Genomic DNA, 24286 nt, shown 5'->3' with positions numbered 1-24286 from the left:
GGCGCTGCCCAAATTCCTTCGAAGGAATTTGCAAAAGTTTTCGAAAACTTTTGTAGCTTCCCGCGCCACTTAACGCGTGAAGCGCGCACCCTCTACCGGAATCGCGATCCCGCAGACCAGACCCGCCTCCCGGCGCAGGCCGCAGGCTTCCACCATCCGCCGCGACGGCGCGTTCGTCGCCGAGACAAGCTCATACACATGCGTCGCCCCCAGATTGCGGAAGGCGCTCGCGACCACGCGGGCATTGATGTAGCTGCCAATCCCGTTGCCGCGCTGCGCTTCGGCGACGGTCACGAGTCCGCCCCAGGCATGGCGGTGGAACGGGCTGAACGGGTTGTGCGGCATGTAGCCATGCGCCGCCGCGACAACGCTGCCCCCGTCCCTGATCGAGACGGTTGTCGCAGGCCCGCAGGCCCCTGTCAGCATCGACCCTGAAAACGGCACAATGCCGGCCCCGCCCATCAGCTGCTGCAGCTTGCTTATCTCCTCGCCCTCGGGATCGGCCGGCATGTTCGCGTCGGCCAGACCCTCCGGCAACCCGCCCGCCAGGATGGCGTCACAGGCCGCAAGCCCGGTCGCGCAGTCGGCGAGGAACACATCCCAGGTGTCGAACCGATAGCCAATATCGGCAAGCCGGGACGCCAGCCCTTGCGCCTTCGCTGCCGGGATCAGCCGGAAGCCAAGGATGCTGTCGCGCTGCAGAAAGCCCTCGATGACGTCCCAGCCAAGCCGGTCGGGATCGTCGCATCCCATGGTACGCCCAGTCTGGCATGCACCGGGCGTCGCCGCGATGTAGGGGGTGTTCTCTTCCGCCTGCGCCTGCAGGCGCCGCTGAGCTTCGGTGCCGAAATAGCCAGCCATGAAATGTCTCCTTCTCAAATCGTCCCGCTCTGCCCGGCGCGAATGCCGGAACTGCGCGCAGAGTGACCCGGAGTATGCCGAAAGGGGGCCTTACCCTCAAGCTGCCCGGCTTAGCGCTTGAGCCCCCCGCCACCCCGCGCTATCTGAACCCGACCCAAGGCCCGGAGGCTCCGATGCCCGTTTTCCTCAACACCTCCGACCCCGGCTTCGAGGTCGCCTTCACCGCTCTCCTTGGGCAAAAGCGCGAAGAGGCCGAGGATGTCGACCAGGCCGTGGCCGGCATCATCGCCGATGTCCGCGCGCGCGGCGATCAGGCAGTGATCGAACTGACCGCCCGCTTCGACCGTTTCGAGCTTACACCCGAAACGCTCGCCTTCTCCAAAGCCGAGATCGTCGCCGAGATCGCCAAGGTCAGCCCTGAGGACCGCGCTGCGCTTGAGCTTGCCGCCGACCGCATCCGCGCCTACCACGCCCGTCAGAAACCGCAGGACGAAAGCTGGACCGACCCCACCGGCGCCATGCTCGGCTGGCGCTGGACGCCGGTTTCGGCGGCCGGCCTCTACGTTCCCGGCGGGTTGGCCTCGTACCCCTCGTCCGTCCTGATGAACGCCATCCCCGCCAAGGTCGCGGGCGTTGAACGCCTCGTCATCGCCTGCCCGACACCGGGGGGCGTAGTGAACCCCCTCGTCCTCCTCGCCGCCGAAATCGCCGGTGTGGACGTGATCTACCGGATCGGCGGCGCCCAGGCTATTGCGGCCCTGGCCTATGGAACCCAGACCATCCAGCCGGTCGACAAGATCACCGGCCCCGGCAACGCTTATGTCGCCGCCGCCAAGCGCCGGGTCTTCGGCCGTGTGGGCATCGACATGATCGCGGGCCCCTCGGAAATCCTGGTCATCGCCGATGCCGACAACGACCCCGACTGGATCGCGCTCGACCTCCTGAGCCAGGCCGAACACGACGAAAGCACCCAGTCGATCCTGATCACTCCCGATGCCGCGTTCGGTAAGGCCGTTGCCCAAGCGGTCACCCAACGCCTCGAAACCCTGGACCGCCGCGCCATCGCCGGGGCCGCCTGGGCCCAGAACGGCGCGGTCATCACAACCCGCGACCTTCACGAAGCCGCAACGCTCTCCAACCGCATCGCCCCCGAGCATCTCGAGCTGTGCGTGGCCGACCCCGAGGCGCTCAGCACCAAGATCACCCACGCAGGGGCCATCTTCCTCGGCGCCTACACGCCCGAAGCCATCGGCGACTACGTCGGCGGCCCGAACCACGTTCTGCCCACCGCCCGCTCGGCCCGCTTCTCGTCGGGCCTTTCAGTCCTCGATTTCATGAAGCGCACGACGCTGGCGAAAATGACACCCGAGGCCCTGAAAGCCATCGGCCCCGCTGCCGAGCGCCTCGCCAAAAGCGAGAGTCTCCAGGCCCACGGCCTTTCAGTCAGGGCAAGGCTCGATCGGTTGAACCGCTAGGAAAGGACTACAGATGCACAAACTCCTTTCATTTGTCGCAGCACTTTTCCTGGCGCTCACAGGCGCGGCGCAGGCCGACGAAGCCGAGGCGAGAAAGGCCCGCTCGATTGCCGTTCTGGAGGCCGAGGGCGTGCCCTACATAACGCACCTGCCGGTAATCGAGACCGAGGCGACCAGCCTGCGGCGCAGCGACGAGGACGTGATCCACCGCACCATCGCGCTGGCCATCGTTGCGGTGAAGGGCGAGACCGGAGATCATGCGCTTGGCCAGGCGCTGATCGGGCAGTTCGCTGCGGAAGGGTACTTCACCCCCGACGAGCAGGCCTTCATGGACGATCCCGCCCCGGACGAACATACGCGCCTGCAGTTCTCGTGGCGGTACGAAGGCGTGCATGTGATGCTCTGGGCCCTCGGGATCTATCCCGACCTTGGTCGCCCCGACCAGATCACCGATGTCCCGCTCCTTGCCGACACCCTGCGCGACCTCGGACCCGATGGTCTTCGTGCCAAGGCCCGCTTGCGCCCGCAAGCCGAGCTTCTGGATGCGGCGGACCTGATCTACCGCCTGAACTGGGCGGTGGTGCAGGCCAGGCTGGACGGCACAGCGCCTCCGGCGGCGCTTGATCCCGGCGTCGTTTTTGAACGCCATTATGCGCTCAACTGGCTGATCGGCTATTTGGGACAGGCCTGGGACGATATCTCGACCGATACATGATACGGACGCGCCGCTCCTTGCGGCCTGCATTTGACACGGCGTGACCGCGATCAGAAGACGATCAGGCTGATGACAGCCCAGACCGCCGCCAGAACCGTGGGATAGAAGCCGCCCGCAAAGCCGAAGGCGCGCAAGGGTGGGCTGACCGAGTATCCATACCAGAAGGCCAAGCGGGTGACGCCGAACCCCAGGCCAAGCGCCAGGACGACGTTGCTACCGCCCTGACCCAACGCAAAGGCCACGAAAGGCCAGACGAGCACGGCAATCAGCGCCTGTTCGACCGTGTTCTGAAGGATCGCCTGCAACCGCGCCGCAGGACTTCCGGGCGCAAAAGGCTGCCCGTCGATCAACGCGTCATCGAAAAAGCGCAAGGCGGCCAGCCGCCCGACAAGCGCTATCAGGACAAGACCAGCCGGAAAGAACGCGTAGACCAACGCTTCGGCCGCAGGAACCCCGCTCGGCAGCGCAGTGGCCAGGCCCAGAAGGGCGACCGTCCACCCCACACCCCCTGCCATCCCGACAGCGATGCTTGTCCGTCTGGTCATCCCGCCCCGTCTCCGCCCCACATCCGCCGTCCCTGCAGAGCGCCCCTCACCCCGTCTGCCGCGCCCACTCCGCCGCATCGAACCACCCGCGAGACGCCTGCACCTTCAGATCCGGCCCCAGATCCCACTCCTCCCAGCCGGAAATGCTCAGCTTGCGGCCAGTCCCGGAATGCGTCCCGGTGAAGGTCCAGAGATAGACCATGTGGTCCCCTGCCACCCGCACCCCGTCGCAAACCAGCGCCAGGTCCGGCACGTCGGCATAGAACCCCGCCGCCATCGCCGCCACGCCCGCACGACCCTCCCAAGGGCTGCCACGGTTGATCACGATGCCCCCGCCCTCGGCGAAGAACGCCGCGACACTCCCCGGCACGCCCGTATTCCAGGCCGACGTATAGTCCCGCGCCAGCCGCGCCGCCGCCTCGCCCGATATCGCCATGCCCCACCCCCTGCCCGAAAGCCGCAAGCCCCGATGGTCGGCCCCGCACGCCAGCGCTGTCAACGAAAACCCGCGGCCCCCATGCCGCCACTCTTGCGCGACCCGCCCGGCTCGGGCATGACGACCAAAGCTCGCCAGGACCCCGCCCATGAACCGCCTCTGCCACATCGAGATCGACGAGCGCGGGCTGGTCCGCCCCACGCCCGAGATCGAACAGGAACGCCGCGTCGCGATCTTCGACCTCCTGGAAGAGAACAGCTTCGCCCTTCCCCCCCGCCCCGACCGCGAACACCCCTTGGGCCCGTACCGCCTGCGTCTCGCGATCCGCGAGGGCCGCCTCGTCTTCGACATCGCCACCGAAGACGGCGAGAAGGCGGCCGAGTTCCACCTTTCGCTTGGCCCCTTCAAGCAGGTGGTGAAAGACTACTTCCAGATCTGCGAAAGCTACTTCGACGCCGTGAAACGCCTGCCGCCCTCCCAGATCGAAGCCATCGACATGGCCCGCCGTGGCATCCACAACGAGGGCGCCTCCATCCTGCAGGACCGCCTCGACGGCAAGGCCCAGGTCGACACCGACACCGCCCGCCGCCTCTTCACCCTGATCTGCGTCCTGCACTGGGGCTGACCTTGGCCGACTTCCCCCAATCCGTGCTCTTCTGCTGCGACCACAACGCCGTCCGCTCGCCCATGGCCGAGGGCCTGATGAAGAAACTCTACGGCCAGCGCGCCTATGTGCAGTCCGCCGGGGTCAGGAATGACATGGAGATCGACGGCTTCTCCATCGCCGTCTGCAAGGAGATCGGGATCGAACTCTCCCGCCACCGCTCCCGCAGTTTTGAGGAGATGCAGGACTGGGGCGACGACCTCTCCCAGTTCGACCTCATCGTCGCCCTAAGCCCCGCCAGCCAGCGCATGGCGCTCGAGCTGACCCGCTTCCACCATCTCCAGATCGAATACTGGCCGATCCTCGACCCCACCGGCCTCGGCGAAAGCCGAGACGCCAAACTCGCCGCCTACCGCCAGGCAAGGGACCAGATCAGGGACCGGATGCTGGCAAGGTTCGGCCCGCCGACAGCTTGACCAGATTTCAAATATGACCTATATTATGGTCAGAGGTAATCCCATGAAAATCGCAATTGCTGACGCCAAGGCCCGGTTCGCGGACTTGATCCGCCGTGCGGAAAACGGCGAGAACATCGTCCTCACACGTCACGGCAAACCCGTCGCACAACTGACCGGGGCGCCACGGGCGCAGTCCCTGCCGCTGTTCGGCGCGCTGAAGGGCCGCATCCGGATCGATCCCGACTTCGATACACTCCCCGAGGGATTTGTCGCCGCGTTTGGTGCATCCACCGACCCTGAATGATCCTCCTCGATACGCATATCCTGCTCTGGGCGCTGGCAGACGACCCGCGCCTTACACACCGCGCGCGTAGTTTGCTGGAACGTGCAGAGATTCGTTTCCTCAGTGCCGCGTCGGTCTGGGAGATCGAAATCAAACGGGCGCTTGGCAAGCTCTGGATCGACGGCGACATTGTGGATGTCGCCGGCCGCGCCGGGTTCGCGCCTCTTGCGATCACGTGGGAACACGCCGCCGAAGCCGGACGCCTCCCGCCGCACCACGCCGACCCGTTCGACCGGCTGCTGATCGCGCAGGCCCGGATCGAAAACCTGCCGATCCTGAGCGCAGACCGGCAGTTCGCGGCCTATGATGTCAAGCTGGGATGATTATGACGCAGCGCATCGGTGTCTCCTGCGAACGGCAAGCATCGCGAACAGATCAAGGGAGGAAATTCCCGGTGCGGCTGAAGCGGGCGCATCTTAACAAGGCACCCCGTCCACGGCCGACTCCGGACCCCAGCTAAAGCCGGAAAGGAAGAACGCCATGCCCTATGTCACATCGCTCCGCTACTCCGGAATGCAGCCGCATTTCGAGTTCGATGATGAGCCGAAAACCAAACCACCATTTGGCTTCAGTGCGGGAGTATGGATTGATCCGGCACGAATGCCGACTTCTGCGCGCCAGACTGACAAACCTGCAATGTGCAACATCTTCACACTGCCGGGGCTGAATGGCGTCGGCGCCCGGTTCAAGGAAATTGTCGAGCGGCTGGAGCCCGGCAAGCATCAGTTCTTTCCGCTGAAACTTCGGCGCAAGAACGACGAACCGATCGAGGGCGAGTGGTTCATCTTCAATGCCTGTGAGAAGTTCGATGAGATCCTGGTGAAGTACATGAAGCCAGAGAAGGTCAAGTGGGCCAAAAAATTCAACGGCACGCCCCTCATGCATTGCGAACGCGGCACGAAGGTGCTGACTTTCAGCCGCCCGCAGATTGCGGGTCGCCATTTCTGGATCACCGACTATCTGGCCGCGCCGCAACTGATCATGTCGAACGAGGCAGTACGGGCGATGAAGGAAGCGCGTATCAAATATTTCGACATGACAGAGCAGCTCGAGGCCGATGACACGTGGATTCCTGAAGAGAACATCGGGCCGGTCCTCGAGTGGCAAAAGAAAAACCAACTCAAGTAGCGAGCTGCGGGGTAGGTGCCAACCGTGGGCCGATACGGCCAACGGATTTGGTGAACCAAGTCTTGATCTCTTTCCACCGTGCCAAATACGCCTCATCCCCCTAGGGCCCTGTCGACTGGCAATGCACATGGTCCGGCAACACCACCCATGCGTCGATCCGGCCCGAACGTTCAGCCTCGGTCGACCTTGCGGCCTCGCGGAAGGCCTCCGCATGCTTGCCTAGGTCAGAGGTAGTGGGACTGCCACGGACATACGGGGCAAACCTTACCCAAACCTTACTTTTTCGGACAGAAAATCCTTTGAAATCAACGAGGCCAGATTTGTCCCACCGTGGGACACCTCAGGGCATCACCTCGAACCGGTCCACATCGACCATCCCCATATCGGTGATCTTCAGGTGCGGGATCACCGGCAAGGCCAGGAAGGCGAGCTGCAGGAAAGGCTCCTCCAGCACCACGCCGAGCCCCCTTGCGGCCCCCCTGAGAGCGACCAGCTTCTCCCGCACCTCTTCAAACGAAAGCAAACTCATCCGCCCCGCCACCGGCAGCGAAAGCTCCGCCAGCACCCGCCCCCCCTCGACCACAACGAACCCGCCCTCGATCTCCGCCAGCCGGTTCGCCGCCAGCGCCATGTCCTCATAGTCCACCCCCACCACCGCGATGTTGTGGTGGTCGTGACAGACCGTCGACCCGATCGCCCCGCGCTTGAGGCCGAAGCCCTTCACGAACCCCGTCGCCCGGTTCCCGTTGACCCCGTGCCTCTCGATCACCGCGATCTTCACCAGGTCGCGGGTCAGATCCGGCCGCTTGTCCCCATCCTCGGGCGCGATGTCGAAGGTCAGGTGCTCGGTGATGATCTTCCCCGGCAGGATGCCGATCACCGGCGTCTCCACCCGGTTGCCCCCGGTCCGGAAGTGCTGCGCCATAGCGGGAGGCGCCTTGACCGAGCGGCGTGCCACCGGCTCGGTCACCCCCCGCGCCGCAAAGGCCTCCGGCCCCGCGACCACGCCGCCGGCCAGGACCAGCGAGGCATGGCAGCCCTCCAGGCTGTCGATCACGACGATATCCGCCCGCTTCCCCGGCGCGATCAGGCCGCGGTCTTTCAGCCCGAACGCCTCGGCCGCCGACAGCGACGCCGCGCGATAGACGGCTAGGGGCGGAGCCCCAAGAGAAATCGCGGTCCGGATCATGTGGTCCAGATGCCCGTGCTCCGCGATGTCCAAGGGGTTCCGGTCATCGGTACAAAGACAGAGGTAGGGCGAGAACCTCTCGGTCAGAAGCCCCGCAAGCGCGTGCAGGTCCTTCGACACCGACCCCTCGCGGATCAGGATCCGCATCCCCTTGCGCAGCTTCTCCAGCCCCTCGTCATAGGTGGTGGCCTCATGCTCGGTCCGGATGCCCGCCGAGATATAGCCGTTGAGGTCGTTCCCCCGCAGCAGCGGCGCATGGCCGTCGATGTGGCGCGCCTGGAACGCCTGAAGCTTCTGCAGACAGCCGGGGTCTTTCATCAGGACGCCCGGATAGTTCATGAACTCGGCAAGCCCGATCACCTTCGGATGGTCCATGAAGGGCACGAGATCGGCTGCAGCGAGCCGCGCCCCGGTCGTCTCCATATGGGTCGATGGCACGCAGGACGAAAGCTGGACGCGGAGGTCCATCACCAGTTGCGCGGCACTTTCAAGGAAGTAGTGGATCCCCGTCACCCCGCAGACATTGGCAATCTCATGCGGGTCGCAGATGGCGGTCGTCACGCCACGCGGGGTCACGCAGCGGTCAAACTCATGCGGGGTGACGAGCGAAGACTCCACATGCAGATGCGTGTCGATGAAGCCCGGCACCAACACACGGCCCGAGACATCGAGTTCCCGCTGCCCCGAGTAGCTGCCGAAGACGCCCACGATCGTATCGCCGCAGATCGCCACATCGGTCTCGACCAGCTCTCCGGTGATCAGGTCGAAAACCCGGCCGCCCCTTAGCACAAGATCGGCGGGCACGAGCCCGCGGCCCTGGTCAATTCTGTCGGCAAGCGGCGCTTTGGGCATGGCGTTCTCCTTTCGGAAGAGGGAAACCTATGCACGGCAGGAGGTCCATAGCCTTCCGCCTGAAACAGTTGTTGGAACGTCGGGAAAGCCCCATGCGCCCGCTTCACGGTATCGCCCTCAAGCTCGCCTCGGTTCTGGTTTTCATCGTCATGGCCTCGATGATCAAGGCCACGGCCCAGCACGTCCCGGCCGGGCAGGCCGTGTTCTTCCGGTCCCTTTTCGCGATTCCAGTGATCGTCGCGTGGCTTGCCTGGCGGAAAGAGCTTGCGACCGGGCTGAAGGCCGTCGCGCCCATGGGACATGTCTGGCGGGGCGTGGTGGGGACGAGTGCGATGGGTCTGGGCTTTGCGGGCCTCGGCTACCTGCCGCTGCCTGATGCAACGGCAATAGGCTATGCCGCCCCCCTTCTGACGGTCATTTTCGCCGCGATGTTCCTGGGCGAAGAGGTGCGGATTTTCCGCATTTCGGCGGTTGTGCTTGGCCTGACTGGCGTCCTGATCGTCCTTGCGCCGCGCCTTTCGCTTGGTGTCGGCACCACGGGAACGACCGAGGCGTTGGGGGCGATGCTGGTGCTTGGCAGCGCGGTCTTTGCGGCTCTGGCGCAGGTCTTTGTCCGCAAGCTCGTGATGACCGAACAGACCTCGGCCATCGTCTTCTACTTTTCGCTGACCGCGACGGCGCTGTCGCTGATCACGTTGCCGTTCGGATGGGTCTGGCCCGCACCATGGGAACTGGCGCTTCTTGTCTGTGCCGGGCTTCTCGGTGGACTCGGGCAGATCCTGCTGACCTCCAGCTACCGCGAGGCCGACGCCTCGCTGGTCGCGCCCTTCGACTATGCCTCGATGCTGTTTGCGCTCGGGATCGGCTACTTCGTCTTCTCAGAAGTGCCCACCCTGCCGATGCTGGGCGGAGCCGCACTGATCGTGATCGCCGGCATCCTTATCATCTGGCGCGAGCGGAGGCTGGGGCTTGAGCGCGCCAAGCAGCGCAAGGCCATGACGCCGCAGGGTTGATCTTAGGGGTGGATCGGATCGGACGGAATCTCTGTCGCGATGACGCTTCGCCGTTTCCATGCTTTCGCCTCCTCGAGCACTTCGTGCACTCGTCGGAAGGCGCGTAGCGAGGAGTGCACGAAGTGCTCGAGGAGCGGTTCAATGAACTCGACTAGGGTTTAGCGCACCAACTTTGGGCTCAAAGCCCCAGACGGTCCACCACCCAGATCCCCAACGCCTGCACCATGTCGTCGCGCCAGGAAAGCGGCCCTGGCCGGTACAATACCGATCCAAGCGCGCGTTGCTGCTTTTCCAGAATGCCCACATCCTCGCGTGCCACACGTTCCCAACGGTCGTAGTAGGGCAGGGCGCGGGCGGCGAAGTCCGGCAGCGCGAGGCAGGCTTCGGGAAAACAGCCGCCGACCTCTAGCACAGTGCGGCTCTCGCTGACGGGGATCGTGTTCAGCCACCAGAGGCAATCCTGCGCCACGGCGAACTGCACTGTGGGCATCACCACGGTGAAATAGGTGCCCATGCGCGCCTCGTCATCAAGGCCTTCGATGGGCGGGAAGGGCGGGGTGTCTGCCCCAAGCGTCGCGATCGACCGGCCCGAGATGACCTGGATGCATATCCAGTCACCCCGCGTGGCGGGCGTCCGGGATTGCTGCGCCCCCACTGTGTCGCGATGGACGACGCCGGTGTGATAGGTCTCGACCGCGTTTTCCAGGATCAGCTTCCAGTTCGCTGCCACTTCCAGCCTGACCCGCCAGGTGCAGTGCATCCTGCCAAGCTTGTGACTGGCCATGCGATCGGGGAAGTCCGCCAGGTGCTGCAGAAGCGTCGGTCCCTCCTTCGCGAACCGGGCGAAGACGAACCCCTGCCATTGGTCCAGGTCAAGTGCCACCAGACCGTTCTCGACCTTGTCGAAGCCTTCCGCGTCCTTCATGTCCGGGCAGCCGTAGAGGCGCCCGTCGTTCAAGTAGCTCCAGGCGTGATAGGGGCAGGTGATCCGGCCCCCGACATTCCCCGAGCCTTCCAGAAGGATCGACCCGCGATGGCGGCAATAGTTGGCAAAGCACCGCAGTTGCCCGTCCTGTCCCCGGATCAGAACGATAGGCCCACCGGGGCTGTCGAACGCCCGATAATCGCCGGGAGAGGGCAGCTCCTCGGCCCGGCAGAGGAAGAACCAGTGCTTCAGGAACACCCGCTCCCGTTCGGCCGCAAAGATCGCGGGGTCGGTGTAGAACCCCGCCGGCATCGACCGCGCCCGGTTCAGGGGCTGGACGGCGGCGGCGATCTCGGTGCGGTCAAGGGTCATGGACACCTCTGTCGGCTGGCCCGAAGCTTGCCGCTTTCCCCCGCCGTCTGGCAAGCCCGCCGCACGATTGCCCGTGCAAAGCGCCCGCCGCAGGGCTAAAGTCCGGCATGGCCCGCTGGGGGCCGGGAGGGGATGGACATGGCCAAAGGCATGAACAAGCGCAAGGAAACGAAGAAACCGAAGAAAGAGGCTGCGAAACCAGCCGTCTCGGTGGCCTCAAGCAACGCGAAAGTCACGATCTCGCCGGGCAAGCCGAAGGAGTGAGCTCCGGCTCAGAACGCCTCTTTCACCGCTTCCATCGCGACGTAGGTGGAGGTTGAGGCGACATGAGGGAGGGCCGAGATCGTCTCACCCAGCACGCGGCGGTAGGATTGGATGTCTGCGGTGCGGACCTTCAACAGGTAGTCGAAGGATGACGCCATCATGTGGCACTGCTCGACCTCCGGCACGGTCAACACGGCGCGGTTGAAGGCCGTCAGCGCCGCCTCGCGCGTGTCGGACAGGCGGACCTCGACAAAGGCCACATGCGCCTGGCCCATGCGGATCGGGTCCAGGATCGCGCGATAGCCGGTGATGACGCGGGCCTCCTCCAGCCGCTTCATCCGGGCTTGCGTAGGTGATTTCGACAGGCCGATGCGGCGGGCCAGTTCGACGGCAGAAATCCGGCCTTCGGTCTGCAGCACGCGCAGGATGGCAAGGTCGAAGCGGTCAAGATCGATGCGGTCAGCTGGCATGGCATTTCCAGGAAAGCGACTGCTTTCAGCCTGCATACCACGAAAGCTTCGGGAAAACAGCCTGCCTCTTTGCGTATATGCTGGGCGGAAAGCGAGGTTTCCAAATGCCAACCGATTCCGCCCCGTCCGCCTGGTCGATCATTGAAACCGGCAGCCTTGCCGATGAGGCCGCGCTGGTCCGTCGGCTGGTGGCCGAAGCCGCACTTGATGCGCCCGCCCGTGCGGCCATCGTGGCTGAGGGAGCGGACCTGGTAAAGCGCATCCGGGCCAGTTCGCGCCCCGGGCTGATGGAGGTCTTCCTCGCCGAGTATGGCCTGTCCACCGACGAAGGCATCGCGCTGATGTGTCTGGCCGAAGCGCTCCTCCGTGTGCCCGACGCCGAGACGATGGATGCGCTGATCGAGGACAAGATCGCGCCATCGGACTGGGGGCGGCATCTGGGGAAATCGGCGTCTTCGCTCGTCAACGCCTCGACCTGGGCGCTGATGCTGACCGGCAAGGTGCTGGACGACCGTGAGGGCGGCATCGCTGGCGCGCTTCGGGGCGCGGTACGGCGGTTGGGTGAGCCGGTGATCCGCACGGCGGTCAGCCGTGCGATGAAAGAGATGGGCCGCAACTTCGTTCTGGGCGAGACGATCGACAAGGCGATGGACCGGGCGGAAGAGCTTGAGGCCAAGGGCTACACCTACAGCTACGACATGCTGGGTGAGGCCGCCCGCACCGAAGCCGACGCCCGCCGCTACCACCTCAGCTATTCCCGCGCCATCACCGCCATCGCCCGCGCGGCCAAGGGCAATGACATCCGCACAAACCCCGGCATCTCGGTCAAGCTTTCGGCCCTTCACCCCCGTTATGAGGTGGCAAAGCGCGAAAGTGTGATGGAGGAACTGGTCCCTCGCGTTCGCGCCCTTGCAACGCTGGCCAAAGCCGCAGGCCTTGGGTTCAACATCGATGCAGAAGAGGCCGACCGCCTGGCCCTGTCGCTTGAGGTGATCGAGGCCACGCTCTCGGACCCCGCACTGAAAGGCTGGGACGGGTTCGGCGTCGTCGTCCAGGCCTACGGCCGCCGCGCAGGGGCCGTGATCGACTGGCTTCATGCGCTGGCCACAAGGCTTGACCGCAAGATCATGGTGCGCCTGGTGAAGGGCGCCTATTGGGATGCCGAGGTGAAGCGGGCGCAGGTCCTCGGCCTGCAAAGCTTCCCGGTCTTCACCCGCAAGCAGTCGACTGATGTCAGCTATGTTGCCAACGCGCGCAAGCTCCTGGGCCTGACCGACCGCATCTACCCGCAGTTCGCGACCCACAACGCGCATACGGTGGCAGCCGTCCTGCACATCGCAAAGGCCAACGGGCTGACCTCGCTCGACTACGAATTCCAGCGCCTGCACGGGATGGGTGAACGGCTGCATGATCTGGTGCTGACCGGAAAAGGCACTCGCTGCCGGATCTATGCGCCCGTGGGTGCGCATCGCGACCTTCTCGCCTATCTCGTCCGGCGGCTTCTGGAGAACGGCGCGAACTCCAGCTTCGTCAACCAGATCGTCGATGAGGATGTGTCCCCAGAAGCCGTCGCCGCCTGCCCGTTGACCGCCGTCGAGGCGCTGACCGCCATCCCCAGCCCGGCGCTTGCGACCGGTCCTGCACTCTTTGCGCCCCGGCAGAACTCCAGGGGCTGGGACCTCACAGACACCGCCGATCTTGCGGCAATCGAGACCGCCCGTGCGCCTTACGCCGAGGCCCAGATCGACGCCGCCCCACGCCTTGCGGGCCGGGTTGTAGGCGGCCCGCGCCTCGCCGTCCTGAACCCCGCGACCGGCGCTCTGGTCGGCCACGTGCTGACCGCAGGCACCCCGGACGTCGACACCGCGCTCCGCCTGGCCGAACCCTGGGGCGCTGCCGCCCCCGAACGCAGCCTGGTCCTGAACCGCGCCGCCGACCGGATGGAGGCCGACTTCGGCCGCATCTTCGCGCTTCTCGCCCGCGAGGCCGGGAAGACGCTCGCCGATTCCGTTGCCGAACTGCGCGAGGCGGTCGACTTCCTGCGCTACTACGCCGCCGGGGCGACCGCTCTGCAAAACCCCGCGCGGGGTACCTTCGCCTGCATCAGCCCCTGGAACTTCCCGCTCGCCATCTTCTGTGGCCAGATCAGCGCGGCGCTTGCCGCCGGTAACGCCGTCCTCGCCAAGCCCGCCGAGCAGACCCCGCTGATCGCCGCTCTTGCCGTCGATCACCTGCTGGCCGCCGGGGTGCCCCCGACCGCGCTTCAGCTTCTCCCCGGCGATGGAACGGTCGGTGCGGCCCTGACCCGCGACCCGCGCGTCCATGGCGTGGCCTTCACCGGCTCGACCGAGACTGCCCAGGCCATCCGCCGGTCCATGGCAAAGAACCTCGACCCCACCGCCCCCCTTATCGCGGAAACCGGCGGCCTCAACGCCATGCTGGTCGACTCGACCGCACTCCCCGAACAGGCCGTCCGCGATATCATCGCCTCCAGCTTCCAGTCCGCCGGTCAGCGCTGCTCGGCGCTCCGCTGCCTCTATGTCCAGGAAGACGTCGCCGAGACCGTCACGGAAATGCTCTTCGGCGCGATGGAGGACATGGCTCTCGGCGATCCATGGCAGCTTGCGACCGACATCGGCCCGGTGATCGACGCCGAGGCGCAGGCGGGCATCCGCGCCTATGTCGATGCCGCCCGGGCCGAGGGCCGCGTCCTCAAAGAGCTGAAGGCGCCGGGGCAGGGGACCTTCATCGCCCCCACCGTCCTTTCCGTCCGGGGGATTGCGGACATGCCGCGCGAAATCTTCGGGCCGGTCCTCCACATCGCGACCTTCAAGGCGCATGAGATCGACGCGGTCATCGCCGCCATCAACGCCACCGGTTACGGCCTGACCTTCGGCCTCCACTCCCGGATCGACGACCGGGTCCAGCGGATTGTCGAGGGGCTGACGGTCGGCAACACCTATGTGAACCGCAACCAGATCGGCGCCGTGGTGGGAAGCCAGCCCTTTGGCGGTGAAGGCCTTTCGGGCACCGGACCGAAGGCAGGCGGGCCGCACTACCTGACCCGCTTCACCAAAGCCCAAGTGCCCGAGGCGACCCCCGACGACGCCACCACCTCGCTGGCCGAGGTGTCCCGTTCGCTCGCCGCCCCGTGGCCCGCAGTCGAGCCGGTGGCCGAGGATATGCCCGGCCCCACCGGCGAATCGAACCGCCTGACACTGACACCCCGCGCGCCGGTCCTTTGCCTTGGTCCGGGCCGCTCGGCCGCGCTCCAGCAGGCCGAGTCGGTGCGAAAGCTTGGCGGTCGCGCTGTTGAAGCGCCAGGACTGCCCGCGGACGTGCTGGAGAAGCTTCCGGGCATTTCCGGGGCGATCTGGTGGGGCGACGCGGAGGAAGGTCGCGCCTTCGCCCATGCGCTGGCCGCACGGCAAGGCCCGATCCTGCCCCTGATCGGTGCGCCCGATGCCGGCCACGTCAGCCTTGAGCGGCACCTCTGCATCGACACCACCGCCTCGGGCGGGAACGCCCAGCTTCTGGCCACTGTCGCCGATGCTTGACGGGCACTCGCGGATCGGAAAGGCTGCACCCCATGTTTCCGATCCGCGACCATAACCCTTCGGGGCGAACGCCCTACGTCACTTTCGCACTGATCGGGATCAACATTCTGATCTTCCTGGGCTATTTCACGACCCAGAACGACTTCCAGCTGCAGAACTTCTTCAACACCTGGGGTCTGGTCCCCGCCCGCTTCATGTCGGGCGACGGAGTTGAAACGATCGTCACCTCGATGTTCCTGCATGGCGGCTGGATGCACCTTGCGGGCAACATGCTCTTTCTCTGGATCTACGGCGACAATCTTGAAGAGGAGATGGGCCATCTGGGCTTCCTGATCTTCTATCTCGCCGCCGGGGCAGCCGCCGGGATGGCGCAGGTGCTTCCGGACACCGGCTCGCCCATTCCGATGGTGGGGGCCTCCGGCGCGATTGCCGGGGTCATGGGGGGCTATCTCCTGCTCTTCCCGCGCGCCAAGGTCGATGTCCTTTTCATCTTCATCGTCTTCTTCCGCATCTTCGCGATCCCGGCCTGGATCGTTCTGGGCATCTGGCTTGCGCTGCAGATCTTCTCCGGCGTCTCGACGCCAAGCGATGGCGGCGGCGTCGCCTATTGGGCGCATATCGGCGGGTTCGTGGCAGGTCTTGTCCTGACCATTCCGGTGTGGATGCGCCGGGGCGGGCGTGGCTACTGGCAGGCGACCGAGGGTCACCCGCCACACCCCGAGACCCATTTCGAGGCCGCCCGGTCGAACGTCCCCCTGATCCGCCGCCGGAACTGACCCGCCAATCCTGGCCTTTGCGGATGCGCGGTTCCGACCTAGGATCGCGGGCGAAAGGTCCCCTGATGCTCCGCCTCGTCGTGCCGCTTCTCTGCCTTGCCCAGCCTGCCTTGGCCGAGTGCCGCCTGGCTTTGGCCCTAGCGGTCGACGTCTCGCGCTCCATCGATGCGCAGGACTACATCATCCAGACCGAAGGCCTTGCGGGTGCGCTGGAAGACAGGGACGTCCGCTCGGCCATCTTCGGACCCGAAGGCAAAGTGGCGCTTGCGATCTACTACTGGAGCGGCGACGGCTACCAGGACCTCGTCCAACCCTGGGTGATCCTTGATACGCCCGAGGCGCTTGATGCGGCGATATGGAAAGTACGGCTGACCCCCCGCCCCGAGGCGCCTCTTGCCACCGCACTCGGCGATGCGCTCCGCTACGGGGCGGACCTGATGGCCGAAGCTCCGGACTGCGCGCGGAAGGTCATCGACGTCGCGGGGGACGGGCGGAACAATGAGGGGATTTCGGTCGCCCGGACCTACGAACGAGAGGACTTCACCGGGATCACCGTGAACGGCCTTGCGGTCGGCGAGCATGAGCTGGACCTCGTCCGTTACTTCCAGGAAGAACTGATCCGCGGCCCCGACGCCTTCGTCGAAGTGGCCCCGCGCCAGACGGATTACCCCAAGGCGATCCACCGCAAACTGCTGCGTGAGCTCCAGGGTCCGATGATCGGCGCGCTTGATAGCCCTGGCCCGGAAGAAGGCTGACCTGAAACCAGCCAAAAATATGGAAAACCTGACCGGAATTTCGCCTGTTTTCAGTTGACTAATACAGGCACGCGGGAATTCTTATCCGTGATTGGAACACACATTCGGAGCTTTCTATGCACCGCATTTTTTCAGCACTTCTGATCGGCCTTTTGCTGGTCCCCAGCATGGCCTTCGCCGACCGGGTCGTCGCCCGCGTCTCGATCTCCTCTCAGACGATGATGGTCTATCACGAGGGGCGACTTCTCTTCACCTGGCCGGTCTCGACGGCCAAGGCCGGGAAGATCACGCCCGCCGGCACTTATGAGCCCGAGTTCCTGTCCAGAAACCACCGCTCCAAGCGCTACAACAACGCGCCGATGCCCTGGGCGATCTTCTACGACGGGCACTACGCGATCCACGGCACCGACCAGATCAAGCGCCTCGGCAAGCCCGCCAGCCACGGCTGCGTCCGGCTTCACCCAGACAACGCGAAGATCCTGTTCAAGATGGTCAAGGCCGAGGGAATGGAGAACACGCGGGTCGTGATCGTAGAATAGGCTGGGGATCGGTTTGAACGGCGGCTTTGCCGGATGGAGTGGGCGTTGAGCGCAAGCCACTGGTGACCTCGAGATCGCATCCGGTTAGTCTGTCAGACGAGTCGCCATCCGGTTGGAGACAATGATTATTGCCTTGAATGGCTATCCTGGTGTCGGCAAGCTCGCTATTGGCCGGGAGCTCGCCGCGTTGATCAACGGTCGCCTGCTAGACATACACACTGTCTACAACCTTGCGTTCGCCTTGACCGAATTCAAGTCACCGGAGTTCAGGGAAACTGTCGAAAAGATCGAAGCGATTGCGCACGATTTGATCCAAAGGCTGCCGCCACAACAACCCGTTGTCTTGACAACGGTTCTTGCAGGCGAGAGCGATTGGGGTGCCGCCGAGTGGCAAAGGATCGTCGACTTGGGTCAAAAGCGTCCGCCATTCCTAGTGGTGCACGTCAGTTGTGATCTGGAAGAGAATATTCGGCGCATCCAGTCGGAAGAACGAGACCTGAAGCGCAAGCCGCGAGACCCCGAATACGCGATACGCAATCAAAACCAAGCCAAGCCTCTCGCAGGGCTGGACGCTGAAAACCTGCTCAGACTGGATACGACTTCCATGTCGATCGTCGAAGCTGCGCAGACAATCTGCGGGTGGATCAACGACCAGAAGACGAGACCATAGAGGGCGCCAAGCGGAAACTTAGCCAACACGCCGCCTGCTGCAGGTCCACCCCTTCCTTTCCACGTCCCGACCCGCTATAGCGCCGGGCTTGGAAGGTCGGTCCGCTGGCCAAGCCTTTTCTGGAGCGGAAGATGCAAGGCAGTGCCAACCTGAACCTTATGATCAAGGCCGCGCGCAAGGCGGGGCGGAGCCTGGTCAAGGACTTCCGTGAGGTCGAGAACCTGCAGGTCTCCGCCAAGGGCCCGGGCGACTTCGTCTCTCGTGCCGACCGCGAGGCGGAGCGGCTGATCAAGGAAGAACTGCTCGGCGGGCGCCCGACCTATGGCTGGCTCGGCGAGGAAACCGGAGGGCAGGCGGGGGCAGACCCGACCCGTCGCTGGCTGGTCGACCCCCTGGACGGGACGACGAACTTCCTCCACGGCATGCCGCACTGGGCGGTCTCGATCGCGCTGGAGCACAAGGGCGAGATCGTCTCGGCGGTGGTCTACGACCCGGCGAAGGACGAGATGTTCTGGGCCGAAAAGGGCGCCGGGGCCTGGCTCAACGACAACCGTCGTCTCCGCGTCTCGGGCCGCCGGGCGATGCACGAGGCGGTCTTTGCGACCGGCGTACCCTTCGGCGCGAAGTCCACCCTGCCGGCCATGCTGCAGGACCTTGCCCGCCTGATGCCCGGTTGTGCGGGCGTCCGGCGGTGGGGGGCTGCTGCTCTCGACCTCGCCTATGTCGCGGCGGGGCGCTTCGATGGCTATTGGGAGCGTGAGCTTTCCGCCTGGGACGTGGCTGCGGGCATCCTTCTCGTCAAGGAAGCTGGTGGCATGGTCGAAGGCCTGCGCAAGGGCTCGGACCCACTAGACGGCGCGCTGATCGCCGGGAACGACGGGCTTTTTGGCGCCTTTGCGGGCACGATCCGCGGTTGATGCTCGTCGATGACTTCGTCACTCCTCGCGGGCAACCCGACGAGGAGACGAAGTCGAACGAGGAGGCCCCCCTCAGACCCGCTGCAGCTTCACCGGCTCGCTCCGCGCCAGCCGCAGGAAATGCGCCATGTAGGGCTTGGCCACATCTTCCTCGCGGGTCGCGGCATACATCCGCTTTGTCACCACCTCTGGCCCCAAGGGCCGCGTGACATAGTCCGCGTTCGACTTCACCTCGCGCATCACCCAGTCGGGCAGCACCGCCACCCCTCGGTTCGAGCCGACCAGCATCAGGATCACTGCCGTCAGTTCCGCCGTCCGTTGCGCGCGGGGCTCCACTTTTGCGGGCGTCAGCACCTCGGTGAAGACATCCAGCTTGTCGCGGCTGACCGGATAGGTGATCAGCACCTCGTCCCGGAAGTCTTCAGCCGCGATGAAATCCTTTGCGGCCAGAGGGTTCTGGGATGAAGCGACAAAAGTCGGGTGGTAGTCGAAAAGGGGGTTGAACACGATCCCCGGCGGCGGCTCGCGGTCTGACGAAATCACCAGGTCCACCTCTTCCCGGTTCAGCGCAGGCAGCGCTTCAAACGCCAGCCCGGCCCGGATGTCGACGTCGATCTCTGGCCAGGCGTGGCGGAACAGTTCCAACACCGGGAATAGCCAGTCGAAACAGGCGTGGCACTCGATCGCGATGTGCAACCGCCCGGTCCGGCCCGCCCGCAACGAACGGAACTCCTCCTCCATCGCGTCGATCTCGGGCAGGATGCGTTCCGCCGCGCGCAGCATTCGCACGCCTGCCGCCGACAGCCGCATCGGCTTTGACCGGCGGACGAAAAGCTCCATCCCCGCCTGATCCTCCAGTCCCTTCACCTGATGCGAAAGCGCCGATTGCGTCATGTTCAGCATGTCCGCCGCCCGGGCCAGCCCCCCGGCCTGCTGAATGGCGCGGATAGTGCGCAGGTGGCGAAGCTCGACGTGCATGAACAGACCTCATGAAGATCGTGAGAATTATGAATTGGTCTCACATCATGGAATCTGCGACAAGAGCCGAAGTGAAGGAGTTTCCCAATGGCCAACGCGCCCCGCATCAGTTTCGAGTTCTTCCCGCCGCAGTCGCTCGACGCCTCGTTCCGGCTTTGGGAAACCGTGCAGGCGCTCGCGCCGCTCAAACCCTCCTTCGTCTCTGTGACCTACGGCGCGGGTGGCACCACCCGCACTTTGACGCATGAGGCGGTCTCGACGATTCACCGCAACTACGGCCTGCCAGTCGCGGCGCACCTGACCTGCGTCGACGCCACCCGGACCGAGACGCTTTCCATCGCCGAAGCCTACGCCGCCGCCGGTGTGACCGAGATCGTCGCCCTGCGCGGTGACGCGCCGAAAGGGGCCAATCGCTTCGTGCCGCATCCGCTGGGCTTTGCAAATTCGGTCGAGCTTGTTGAAAAGCTTGCGAAAAGCGGCAAGTTCACGATCCGCGTCGGTGCCTATCCCGAACCTCACCCCGACGCTGCCGACCAGAACGCCGATGTGACCTGGCTGAAGCGCAAGATCGACGCGGGCGCGTCGTCGGCCATCACCCAGTTCTTCTTCGACACGGACACGTTCTTCCGCTTCCGCGATGCCTGCCACCGCGCGGGCATCACCGCGCCCATCATCCCCGGCATCCTGCCGATCACCTCCTGGGAGGGCGCAAAGAAGTTTGCCCACCGCTGCGGCACATCGGTTCCGCCGAAGCTCGACGAAGCCTTCACCACTGCCATCCGTGATGGCCGCGAAGAGCTTCTGGCCCTCGCCCAATGCACAGCACTTTGCGACCGGCTTATCCAGGGCGGCGTCGAGGACCTGCATTTCTACACTCTGAACCGCCCGCATCTGACCCGCGAAGTTGTCCATGCACTGGGCATTCTGCCCGAGGTCGTTCTGGAGAAAGTAGCCTGAGATCAATCCTTCGGGATAAACGGTGTCTCCCTCGGCGGCTTTCCCGCCCGTCTCAACCGGGCCAAGGAAAGCCGCCACTTTTTTCCCGGGCTTGCCCCGGGGGGCATATCGGCTAATCTCGCGCGAACCTTTCGCCCGGACGCCCCATGTCAAAGCTTGTCACCCTTCTGAACGGCCCGAACCTGAACCTCCTCGGTCTCCGGCAGCCCGAGATCTACGGGCATGAAACCCTGGCAGACGTCGCCGCCAAGACCGCTGATCTGGCGGAAGAGCTGGGGCTCCGGCTGAAGGCGCTGCAGTCGAACCACGAAGGCCAGCTCGTCGACTGGATCCAGGAGGCGCGGGGCACTTCCGCCGGGATCATAATCAACGGTGGCGCGCTGACCCATACCTCCATAGCCGTCCTCGACGCGCTTCACGCCTTTGACGGCCCGGTGATCGAGGTCCACATCTCCAACATCCACAAGCGCGAGCCGTTCCGCCATCATTCCTACGTGAGCCAGCGCGCCGATGGGGTGATCGTAGGTTGCGGGACGGACGGCTATCTCCTCGCGCTCCGCCGGATCGCCTCGCTCCTCAAGGCATGACCGACAGCTTCCGCTGGCACCCGGACGCCCGGCTCTTTGATGGCGCTGGCAGAGAGTTCACGCGCCTGCCGCCTGAAGGCCCGGTCACCGACGACAGCCCCCAGGGCCTGGCCCAAGTCATCGGCCTCCCCGCCTTCCGCCTTGGCGCGACCGAAGAACCGCCCCCCGAACCAGGCCACCAGCCGGTTTTCGAGACCCTGACCTCCGGCTCCACCGGCAAACCCCGCCGCATCCGCCGCACGCAAGGCTCCTGGATCACAAGCTTTACTGTCAACGCCCGCTTCGGCATCGGCCCCGGCGCGCGGGTGGCCGTCCTCGGCCGACTGATCCACTCCCTCTCGCTTTACGGCGCCATCGAGGGCCTGCACCTCGGGGCCGAGGTCCACCTCCTCGACAGCCTTCGCCCCGACCGCCAGCGCCAGGCCCTCGCCAAACGCCGCATCACCCACCTTTACGCCACCCCCGCCCAGTTGCGTCTGCTGGAAGGGCAGGGCACGTGCCCCGACCTCCGCATCATCCTCGTTGGCGGCTCGAAACTCGATGAAACTCTTCGCAAGACCCTCGCGGCCATGGCCCCCGCCGCTGCCATCCGCGAATTCTACGGCGCGGCCGAAGCGAGCTTCATCACGCTCGCCGACGAGACCACCCCCGAAGCCTCGGTTGGCCGCCCCTATCCGGGGGTAGAGCTCTCGCTGGACCCGACGGGTGAGATCTGGGTCAAAAGCCCCTACCTCTTCCTCGGCTACGCAGGCACTCCGGATGCCGACCCGACCTTGCGACCCTCCGACAGTTTCCCTTCACCAAATATCCCCCGCGCGGCGCGCCCTTCGTCCGAGCCGGTTGCGCGCTCTTCGCGCGCAGAGGCGAGACAAAAGGCTTGCGCGCCAGCGCTCAATTCAAAAACCGCCCCCACCCGCTGGCGCGACGGTTGGCTTTCGGTCGGCGAGATCGGGCGAATGGAGGACGGCTACCTCTACCTCAAAGGCCGCGCGGGCCGGATGGTCACGGTGGCCGACCAGAACGTCTTTCCCGAGGAAATCGAAGCAATACTTGAAGCCTCGCCCGGCATCACACGGGCGGCGGTCCTGCCGATGCCGGACGCCCGGCGCGGCGCTGTGCTGGTAGCGATGGTCCAGGGCGACCCCTTCGTCGAAGATGCGGTGATGACGGCATTGCGCGCCGAGTTCGGGCCGCTCAAGGCCCCTAAAGCCCTGATCTGGAAGAAAGACTGGCCCGTCCTCCCCTCGGGCAAGACCGACCTCAAAGCACTGGAGCGTCAAGCCAAATGGCCCGCCTGATCGCCGCCCGCCGCACTGCCGTCGTCCCCCGTGGTGGCGCTTTCGCGAGGCTCAGGATCGAAGACCTCGCCGCCCCCGTCCTCACCGCCTGCCTCGCCGACGCGGGCCTAAGCCCCGACCAGGTCGATGAGGTCATCCTCTCGAACGCCCTCGGCGCAGGCGGCAACCCCGCACGCCGTGTGGCACTGGCCGCGGGCCTTCCCGAACGCATCGCCGGCCTCACCACAGACCGGCAATGCGCCGGTGGCCTCGACGCGATCCTCCTTGCCAAGGCGCTCGTCGACTCCGGCGCTGCCGATGTCGTCCTCGCCGGTGGCGTCGAAAGCTACTCCCGCCGCCCCCTGAGGCTCGCGACCGACCCCGACGGCGGCCCGCCCACCCCCTACGACGAAGCCCCCTTCACCCCCTGGCCCGACCGCGACCCCGGCATGGCCGAAGCGGCTGAGGCGCTTGCCGTTCGGCTAAACATCAGCCGCGAAAGGCAGGAGGCCTGGGCCATGGAAAGCCACGCCAAGGCCCTTGCCGCTGACCTCTCCGCCGAAATCGTCCCGCTTCAAGGCGTGACCCGCGACGCTTTCCCCCGCAGCCTCACCCCCCGCCTTCTTGCCCGCGCGCCTGTTCTCACCGGCAGCATCACCGCCGCCACCGCTGCAGTCGCGGCGGACGCAGCGGCGGTCTGCCTGGTGGTTTCCGACCGGATGGCGCAGGGCCGGGGCCTCGCAATCCTCGGCGGCGCGACGGTAGGTGGAAACCACGAAGAACCGGGCCTGGCCCCCGTCTCTGCCATCCAGCGCATCTGGCAGGGCGAACCCCTCGCCCAGGCCGAGATCATGGAGGCTTACGCCATCCAGGCCATCGCGGTCGTCGAAGGCGCCGGGCTCAATCCGGCCATCGTCAACCCCGACGGAGGCGGCCTCGCCCGAGGTCACCCCATAGGGGCCTCGGGCGCGATCCTTGCCGTCAGGCTCTTCCACGGGCTCCGGCAGGGCAGGGGCCTTGCCGCCATCGCTGCCGCCGGAGGGATCGGGACCGCGCTGCTCCTCGACGCCTCAGGCGCGTGACAGAAGCGAGGCGGGGCGCATCTTGGCAAGGCTCTGGGTTACAAGGCCCGCGATCACCGCCTTGACCGCATCACCCGGAAGGAAAGCCGCCGAAAGGAACGCTGCTTCGGTCAGGGACTTCTCCAGCACCACCGACATGCCAATGATCCCGAACACATAAAGCACGCCAATCCCGCCGATGACCGAGGCCGTGGTGGCCGCGACGGCGGGGGACAGCGTCGTGCGTTCCATCAGCCAGCCGATAACGAATGCGGCGACGGGAAACCCGATCAGGAACCCGACCGACGGCGTCGCAAAGACCCCTATCCCGCCACGCCCGCCGGACAGGAGCGGCAGGCCAGCGGCCACCAGCGCCAGGAACAGGATCACCGCCAGCGCACCACGCTTCGCCCCAAGCACGGTGCCGCAAAGCATGATCCCCAGGGACTGCGCGGTAATGGGAACCCCCGCCGCAAGGTCGATCTTCGGGATCAGCCCCAAGACCGCGATCAGTGCGGCGAACAGGGCGATGTGGGTGAGATTGCGTTCCATTGTGTCCCTC

27 protein-coding genes are annotated in these 24286 nt (G+C 65.4%); 19 read left to right on the top strand and 8 right to left on the bottom strand.

The window, feature by feature from the left end; all coding sequences use genetic code 11:
- Positions 1-69: 69 nt before the first annotated feature.
- Positions 70-861, bottom strand: coding sequence for a GNAT family N-acetyltransferase (locus tag ACRCSW_RS12330; protein ID WP_438705477.1), 792 nt, complete (start codon positions 859-861; stop codon positions 70-72).
- A 173-nt stretch (positions 862-1034) separates the two neighbouring features.
- Here ACRCSW_RS12330 and hisD point away from each other — a divergent pair, with 173 nt between their 5' ends.
- Together hisD and ACRCSW_RS12320 are read left to right on the top strand one after the other, a co-directional pair.
- Entirely contained in the window at positions 1035-2336 is a 1302-nt protein-coding gene (gene hisD, locus ACRCSW_RS12325; protein WP_438705475.1) for a histidinol dehydrogenase, read from the top strand.
- Positions 2337-2349: 13 nt separating this feature from the next.
- Positions 2350-3051, top strand: coding sequence for a DUF4272 domain-containing protein (locus ACRCSW_RS12320; protein ID WP_438705473.1), 702 nt, complete (start codon positions 2350-2352; stop codon positions 3049-3051).
- 50 nt (positions 3052-3101) lie between these two features.
- On the opposite strand, the gene ACRCSW_RS12315 is transcribed toward ACRCSW_RS12320, so the two are convergent.
- Positions 3102-3596 (bottom strand): MAPEG family protein, encoded by a 495-nt coding sequence (locus ACRCSW_RS12315; RefSeq protein ID WP_438705471.1) that lies wholly within the window; start codon positions 3594-3596, stop codon positions 3102-3104.
- Positions 3597-3642: 46 nt separating this feature from the next.
- Positions 3643-4032 carry an ester cyclase gene (locus tag ACRCSW_RS12310; protein WP_438705469.1) on the bottom strand — a complete coding sequence of 130 codons (390 nt, stop codon included), beginning with the start codon at positions 4030-4032 and terminating at the stop codon, positions 3643-3645.
- 148 nt (positions 4033-4180) lie between these two features.
- Here ACRCSW_RS12310 and ACRCSW_RS12305 point away from each other — a divergent pair, with 148 nt between their 5' ends.
- The 5 genes from ACRCSW_RS12305 to ACRCSW_RS12285 all read left to right on the top strand — a co-directional run bounded on the left by ACRCSW_RS12305 (position 4181) and on the right by ACRCSW_RS12285 (position 6565).
- On the top strand, positions 4181-4657 hold the full coding sequence (locus ACRCSW_RS12305; protein WP_438705467.1) for a UPF0262 family protein: 477 nt from the start codon (positions 4181-4183) through the stop codon (positions 4655-4657).
- A 62-nt stretch (positions 4658-4719) separates the two neighbouring features.
- Positions 4720-5112 carry a low molecular weight phosphatase family protein gene (locus ACRCSW_RS12300; RefSeq protein WP_438705490.1) on the top strand — a complete coding sequence of 131 codons (393 nt, stop codon included), beginning with the start codon at positions 4720-4722 and terminating at the stop codon, positions 5110-5112.
- Positions 5113-5155: 43 nt separating this feature from the next.
- Positions 5156-5398 carry a type II toxin-antitoxin system Phd/YefM family antitoxin gene (locus ACRCSW_RS12295; protein ID WP_438705465.1) on the top strand — a complete coding sequence of 81 codons (243 nt, stop codon included), beginning with the start codon at positions 5156-5158 and terminating at the stop codon, positions 5396-5398.
- Positions 5395-5760, top strand: coding sequence for a type II toxin-antitoxin system VapC family toxin (locus ACRCSW_RS12290; RefSeq protein WP_438705463.1), 366 nt, complete (start codon positions 5395-5397; stop codon positions 5758-5760). Before ACRCSW_RS12295 ends, ACRCSW_RS12290 begins: the two co-directional genes overlap by 4 nt.
- 157 nt (positions 5761-5917) lie before the next feature.
- The gene (locus ACRCSW_RS12285) at positions 5918-6565 is read left to right on the top strand and encodes an imm11 family protein (protein ID WP_438705461.1); all 648 of its coding nucleotides are present in this window, start codon (positions 5918-5920) and stop codon (positions 6563-6565) included.
- Between the two features lie 340 nt (positions 6566-6905).
- Here the strand turns inward: ACRCSW_RS12285 and ade are convergent, their stop codons facing one another.
- Entirely contained in the window at positions 6906-8606 is a 1701-nt protein-coding gene (gene ade / locus ACRCSW_RS12280; protein ID WP_438705459.1) for an adenine deaminase, read from the bottom strand.
- Positions 8607-8698: 92 nt separating this feature from the next.
- Here ade and ACRCSW_RS12275 point away from each other — a divergent pair, with 92 nt between their 5' ends.
- Positions 8699-9619: a DMT family transporter gene (locus ACRCSW_RS12275; RefSeq protein ID WP_438705457.1), complete on the top strand. Its 921-nt coding sequence runs from the start codon at positions 8699-8701 to the stop codon at positions 9617-9619.
- A 178-nt stretch (positions 9620-9797) separates the two neighbouring features.
- On the opposite strand, the gene ACRCSW_RS12270 is transcribed toward ACRCSW_RS12275, so the two are convergent.
- The gene (locus tag ACRCSW_RS12270; RefSeq protein WP_438705455.1) at positions 9798-10916 is read right to left on the bottom strand and encodes an aromatic ring-hydroxylating oxygenase subunit alpha; all 1119 of its coding nucleotides are present in this window, start codon (positions 10914-10916) and stop codon (positions 9798-9800) included.
- A 138-nt stretch (positions 10917-11054) separates the two neighbouring features.
- Here ACRCSW_RS12270 and ACRCSW_RS12265 point away from each other — a divergent pair, with 138 nt between their 5' ends.
- A complete protein-coding gene (locus ACRCSW_RS12265; RefSeq protein ID WP_438705454.1) occupies positions 11055-11180 on the top strand; it encodes a hypothetical protein in 126 nt (41 codons plus the stop codon).
- A gap of 8 nt (positions 11181-11188) precedes the next feature.
- Here ACRCSW_RS12265 and ACRCSW_RS12260 read toward each other — a convergent pair whose 3' ends face one another.
- On the bottom strand, positions 11189-11650 hold the full coding sequence (locus ACRCSW_RS12260; RefSeq protein WP_438705452.1) for an Lrp/AsnC ligand binding domain-containing protein: 462 nt from the start codon (positions 11648-11650) through the stop codon (positions 11189-11191).
- Between the two features lie 104 nt (positions 11651-11754).
- Between ACRCSW_RS12260 and putA the strand changes: the two genes are divergently transcribed.
- The 6 genes from putA (at position 11755) to ACRCSW_RS12230 (ending at position 18864) form a co-directional block, all read left to right on the top strand.
- Positions 11755-15207 carry a bifunctional proline dehydrogenase/L-glutamate gamma-semialdehyde dehydrogenase PutA gene (putA, locus tag ACRCSW_RS12255; RefSeq protein WP_438705451.1) on the top strand — a complete coding sequence of 1151 codons (3453 nt, stop codon included), beginning with the start codon at positions 11755-11757 and terminating at the stop codon, positions 15205-15207.
- A 32-nt stretch (positions 15208-15239) separates the two neighbouring features.
- Positions 15240-15983, top strand: coding sequence for a rhomboid family intramembrane serine protease (locus tag ACRCSW_RS12250; protein ID WP_438705449.1), 744 nt, complete (start codon positions 15240-15242; stop codon positions 15981-15983).
- Positions 15984-16048: 65 nt separating this feature from the next.
- A complete protein-coding gene (locus ACRCSW_RS12245) occupies positions 16049-16738 on the top strand; it encodes a DUF1194 domain-containing protein (protein ID WP_438705447.1) in 690 nt (229 codons plus the stop codon).
- 116 nt (positions 16739-16854) lie between these two features.
- Positions 16855-17277, top strand: coding sequence for a L,D-transpeptidase (locus ACRCSW_RS12240; protein ID WP_438705445.1), 423 nt, complete (start codon positions 16855-16857; stop codon positions 17275-17277).
- Positions 17278-17398: 121 nt separating this feature from the next.
- On the top strand, positions 17399-17947 hold the full coding sequence (locus ACRCSW_RS12235) for an AAA family ATPase (protein ID WP_438705443.1): 549 nt from the start codon (positions 17399-17401) through the stop codon (positions 17945-17947).
- A gap of 131 nt (positions 17948-18078) precedes the next feature.
- On the top strand, positions 18079-18864 hold the full coding sequence (locus tag ACRCSW_RS12230; protein WP_438705441.1) for an inositol monophosphatase family protein: 786 nt from the start codon (positions 18079-18081) through the stop codon (positions 18862-18864).
- A gap of 72 nt (positions 18865-18936) precedes the next feature.
- On the opposite strand, the gene ACRCSW_RS12225 is transcribed toward ACRCSW_RS12230, so the two are convergent.
- On the bottom strand, positions 18937-19842 hold the full coding sequence (locus ACRCSW_RS12225; RefSeq protein ID WP_438705439.1) for a LysR family transcriptional regulator: 906 nt from the start codon (positions 19840-19842) through the stop codon (positions 18937-18939).
- A gap of 87 nt (positions 19843-19929) precedes the next feature.
- Here ACRCSW_RS12225 and metF point away from each other — a divergent pair, with 87 nt between their 5' ends.
- From metF to ACRCSW_RS12205, 4 genes are all read left to right on the top strand, one after another.
- A complete protein-coding gene (metF, locus tag ACRCSW_RS12220; RefSeq protein ID WP_438705437.1) occupies positions 19930-20799 on the top strand; it encodes a methylenetetrahydrofolate reductase [NAD(P)H] in 870 nt (289 codons plus the stop codon).
- Between the two features lie 146 nt (positions 20800-20945).
- Positions 20946-21386 carry a type II 3-dehydroquinate dehydratase gene (gene aroQ / locus ACRCSW_RS12215; protein WP_438705436.1) on the top strand — a complete coding sequence of 147 codons (441 nt, stop codon included), beginning with the start codon at positions 20946-20948 and terminating at the stop codon, positions 21384-21386.
- Positions 21383-22684 (top strand): AMP-binding protein, encoded by a 1302-nt coding sequence (locus ACRCSW_RS12210; RefSeq protein WP_438705434.1) that lies wholly within the window; start codon positions 21383-21385, stop codon positions 22682-22684. Before aroQ ends, ACRCSW_RS12210 begins: the two co-directional genes overlap by 4 nt.
- Positions 22672-23745, top strand: a complete 1074-nt coding sequence (locus ACRCSW_RS12205) for a thiolase family protein (RefSeq protein WP_438705432.1) — start codon at positions 22672-22674, stop codon at positions 23743-23745. Before ACRCSW_RS12210 ends, ACRCSW_RS12205 begins: the two co-directional genes overlap by 13 nt.
- Here ACRCSW_RS12205 and ACRCSW_RS12200 read toward each other — a convergent pair.
- The gene (locus tag ACRCSW_RS12200) at positions 23734-24276 is read right to left on the bottom strand and encodes a biotin transporter BioY (RefSeq protein WP_438705431.1); all 543 of its coding nucleotides are present in this window, start codon (positions 24274-24276) and stop codon (positions 23734-23736) included. The two genes, ACRCSW_RS12205 and ACRCSW_RS12200, sit on opposite strands and share 12 nt — an antisense overlap.
- Between the last annotated feature and the right edge of the window lie 10 nt (positions 24277-24286).

The organism is Tabrizicola sp. (assembly GCF_051645465.1).
Lineage (GTDB): Bacteria > Pseudomonadota > Alphaproteobacteria > Rhodobacterales > Rhodobacteraceae > Tabrizicola.
This window is presented reverse-complemented; position numbering and strand designations above follow the sequence as displayed.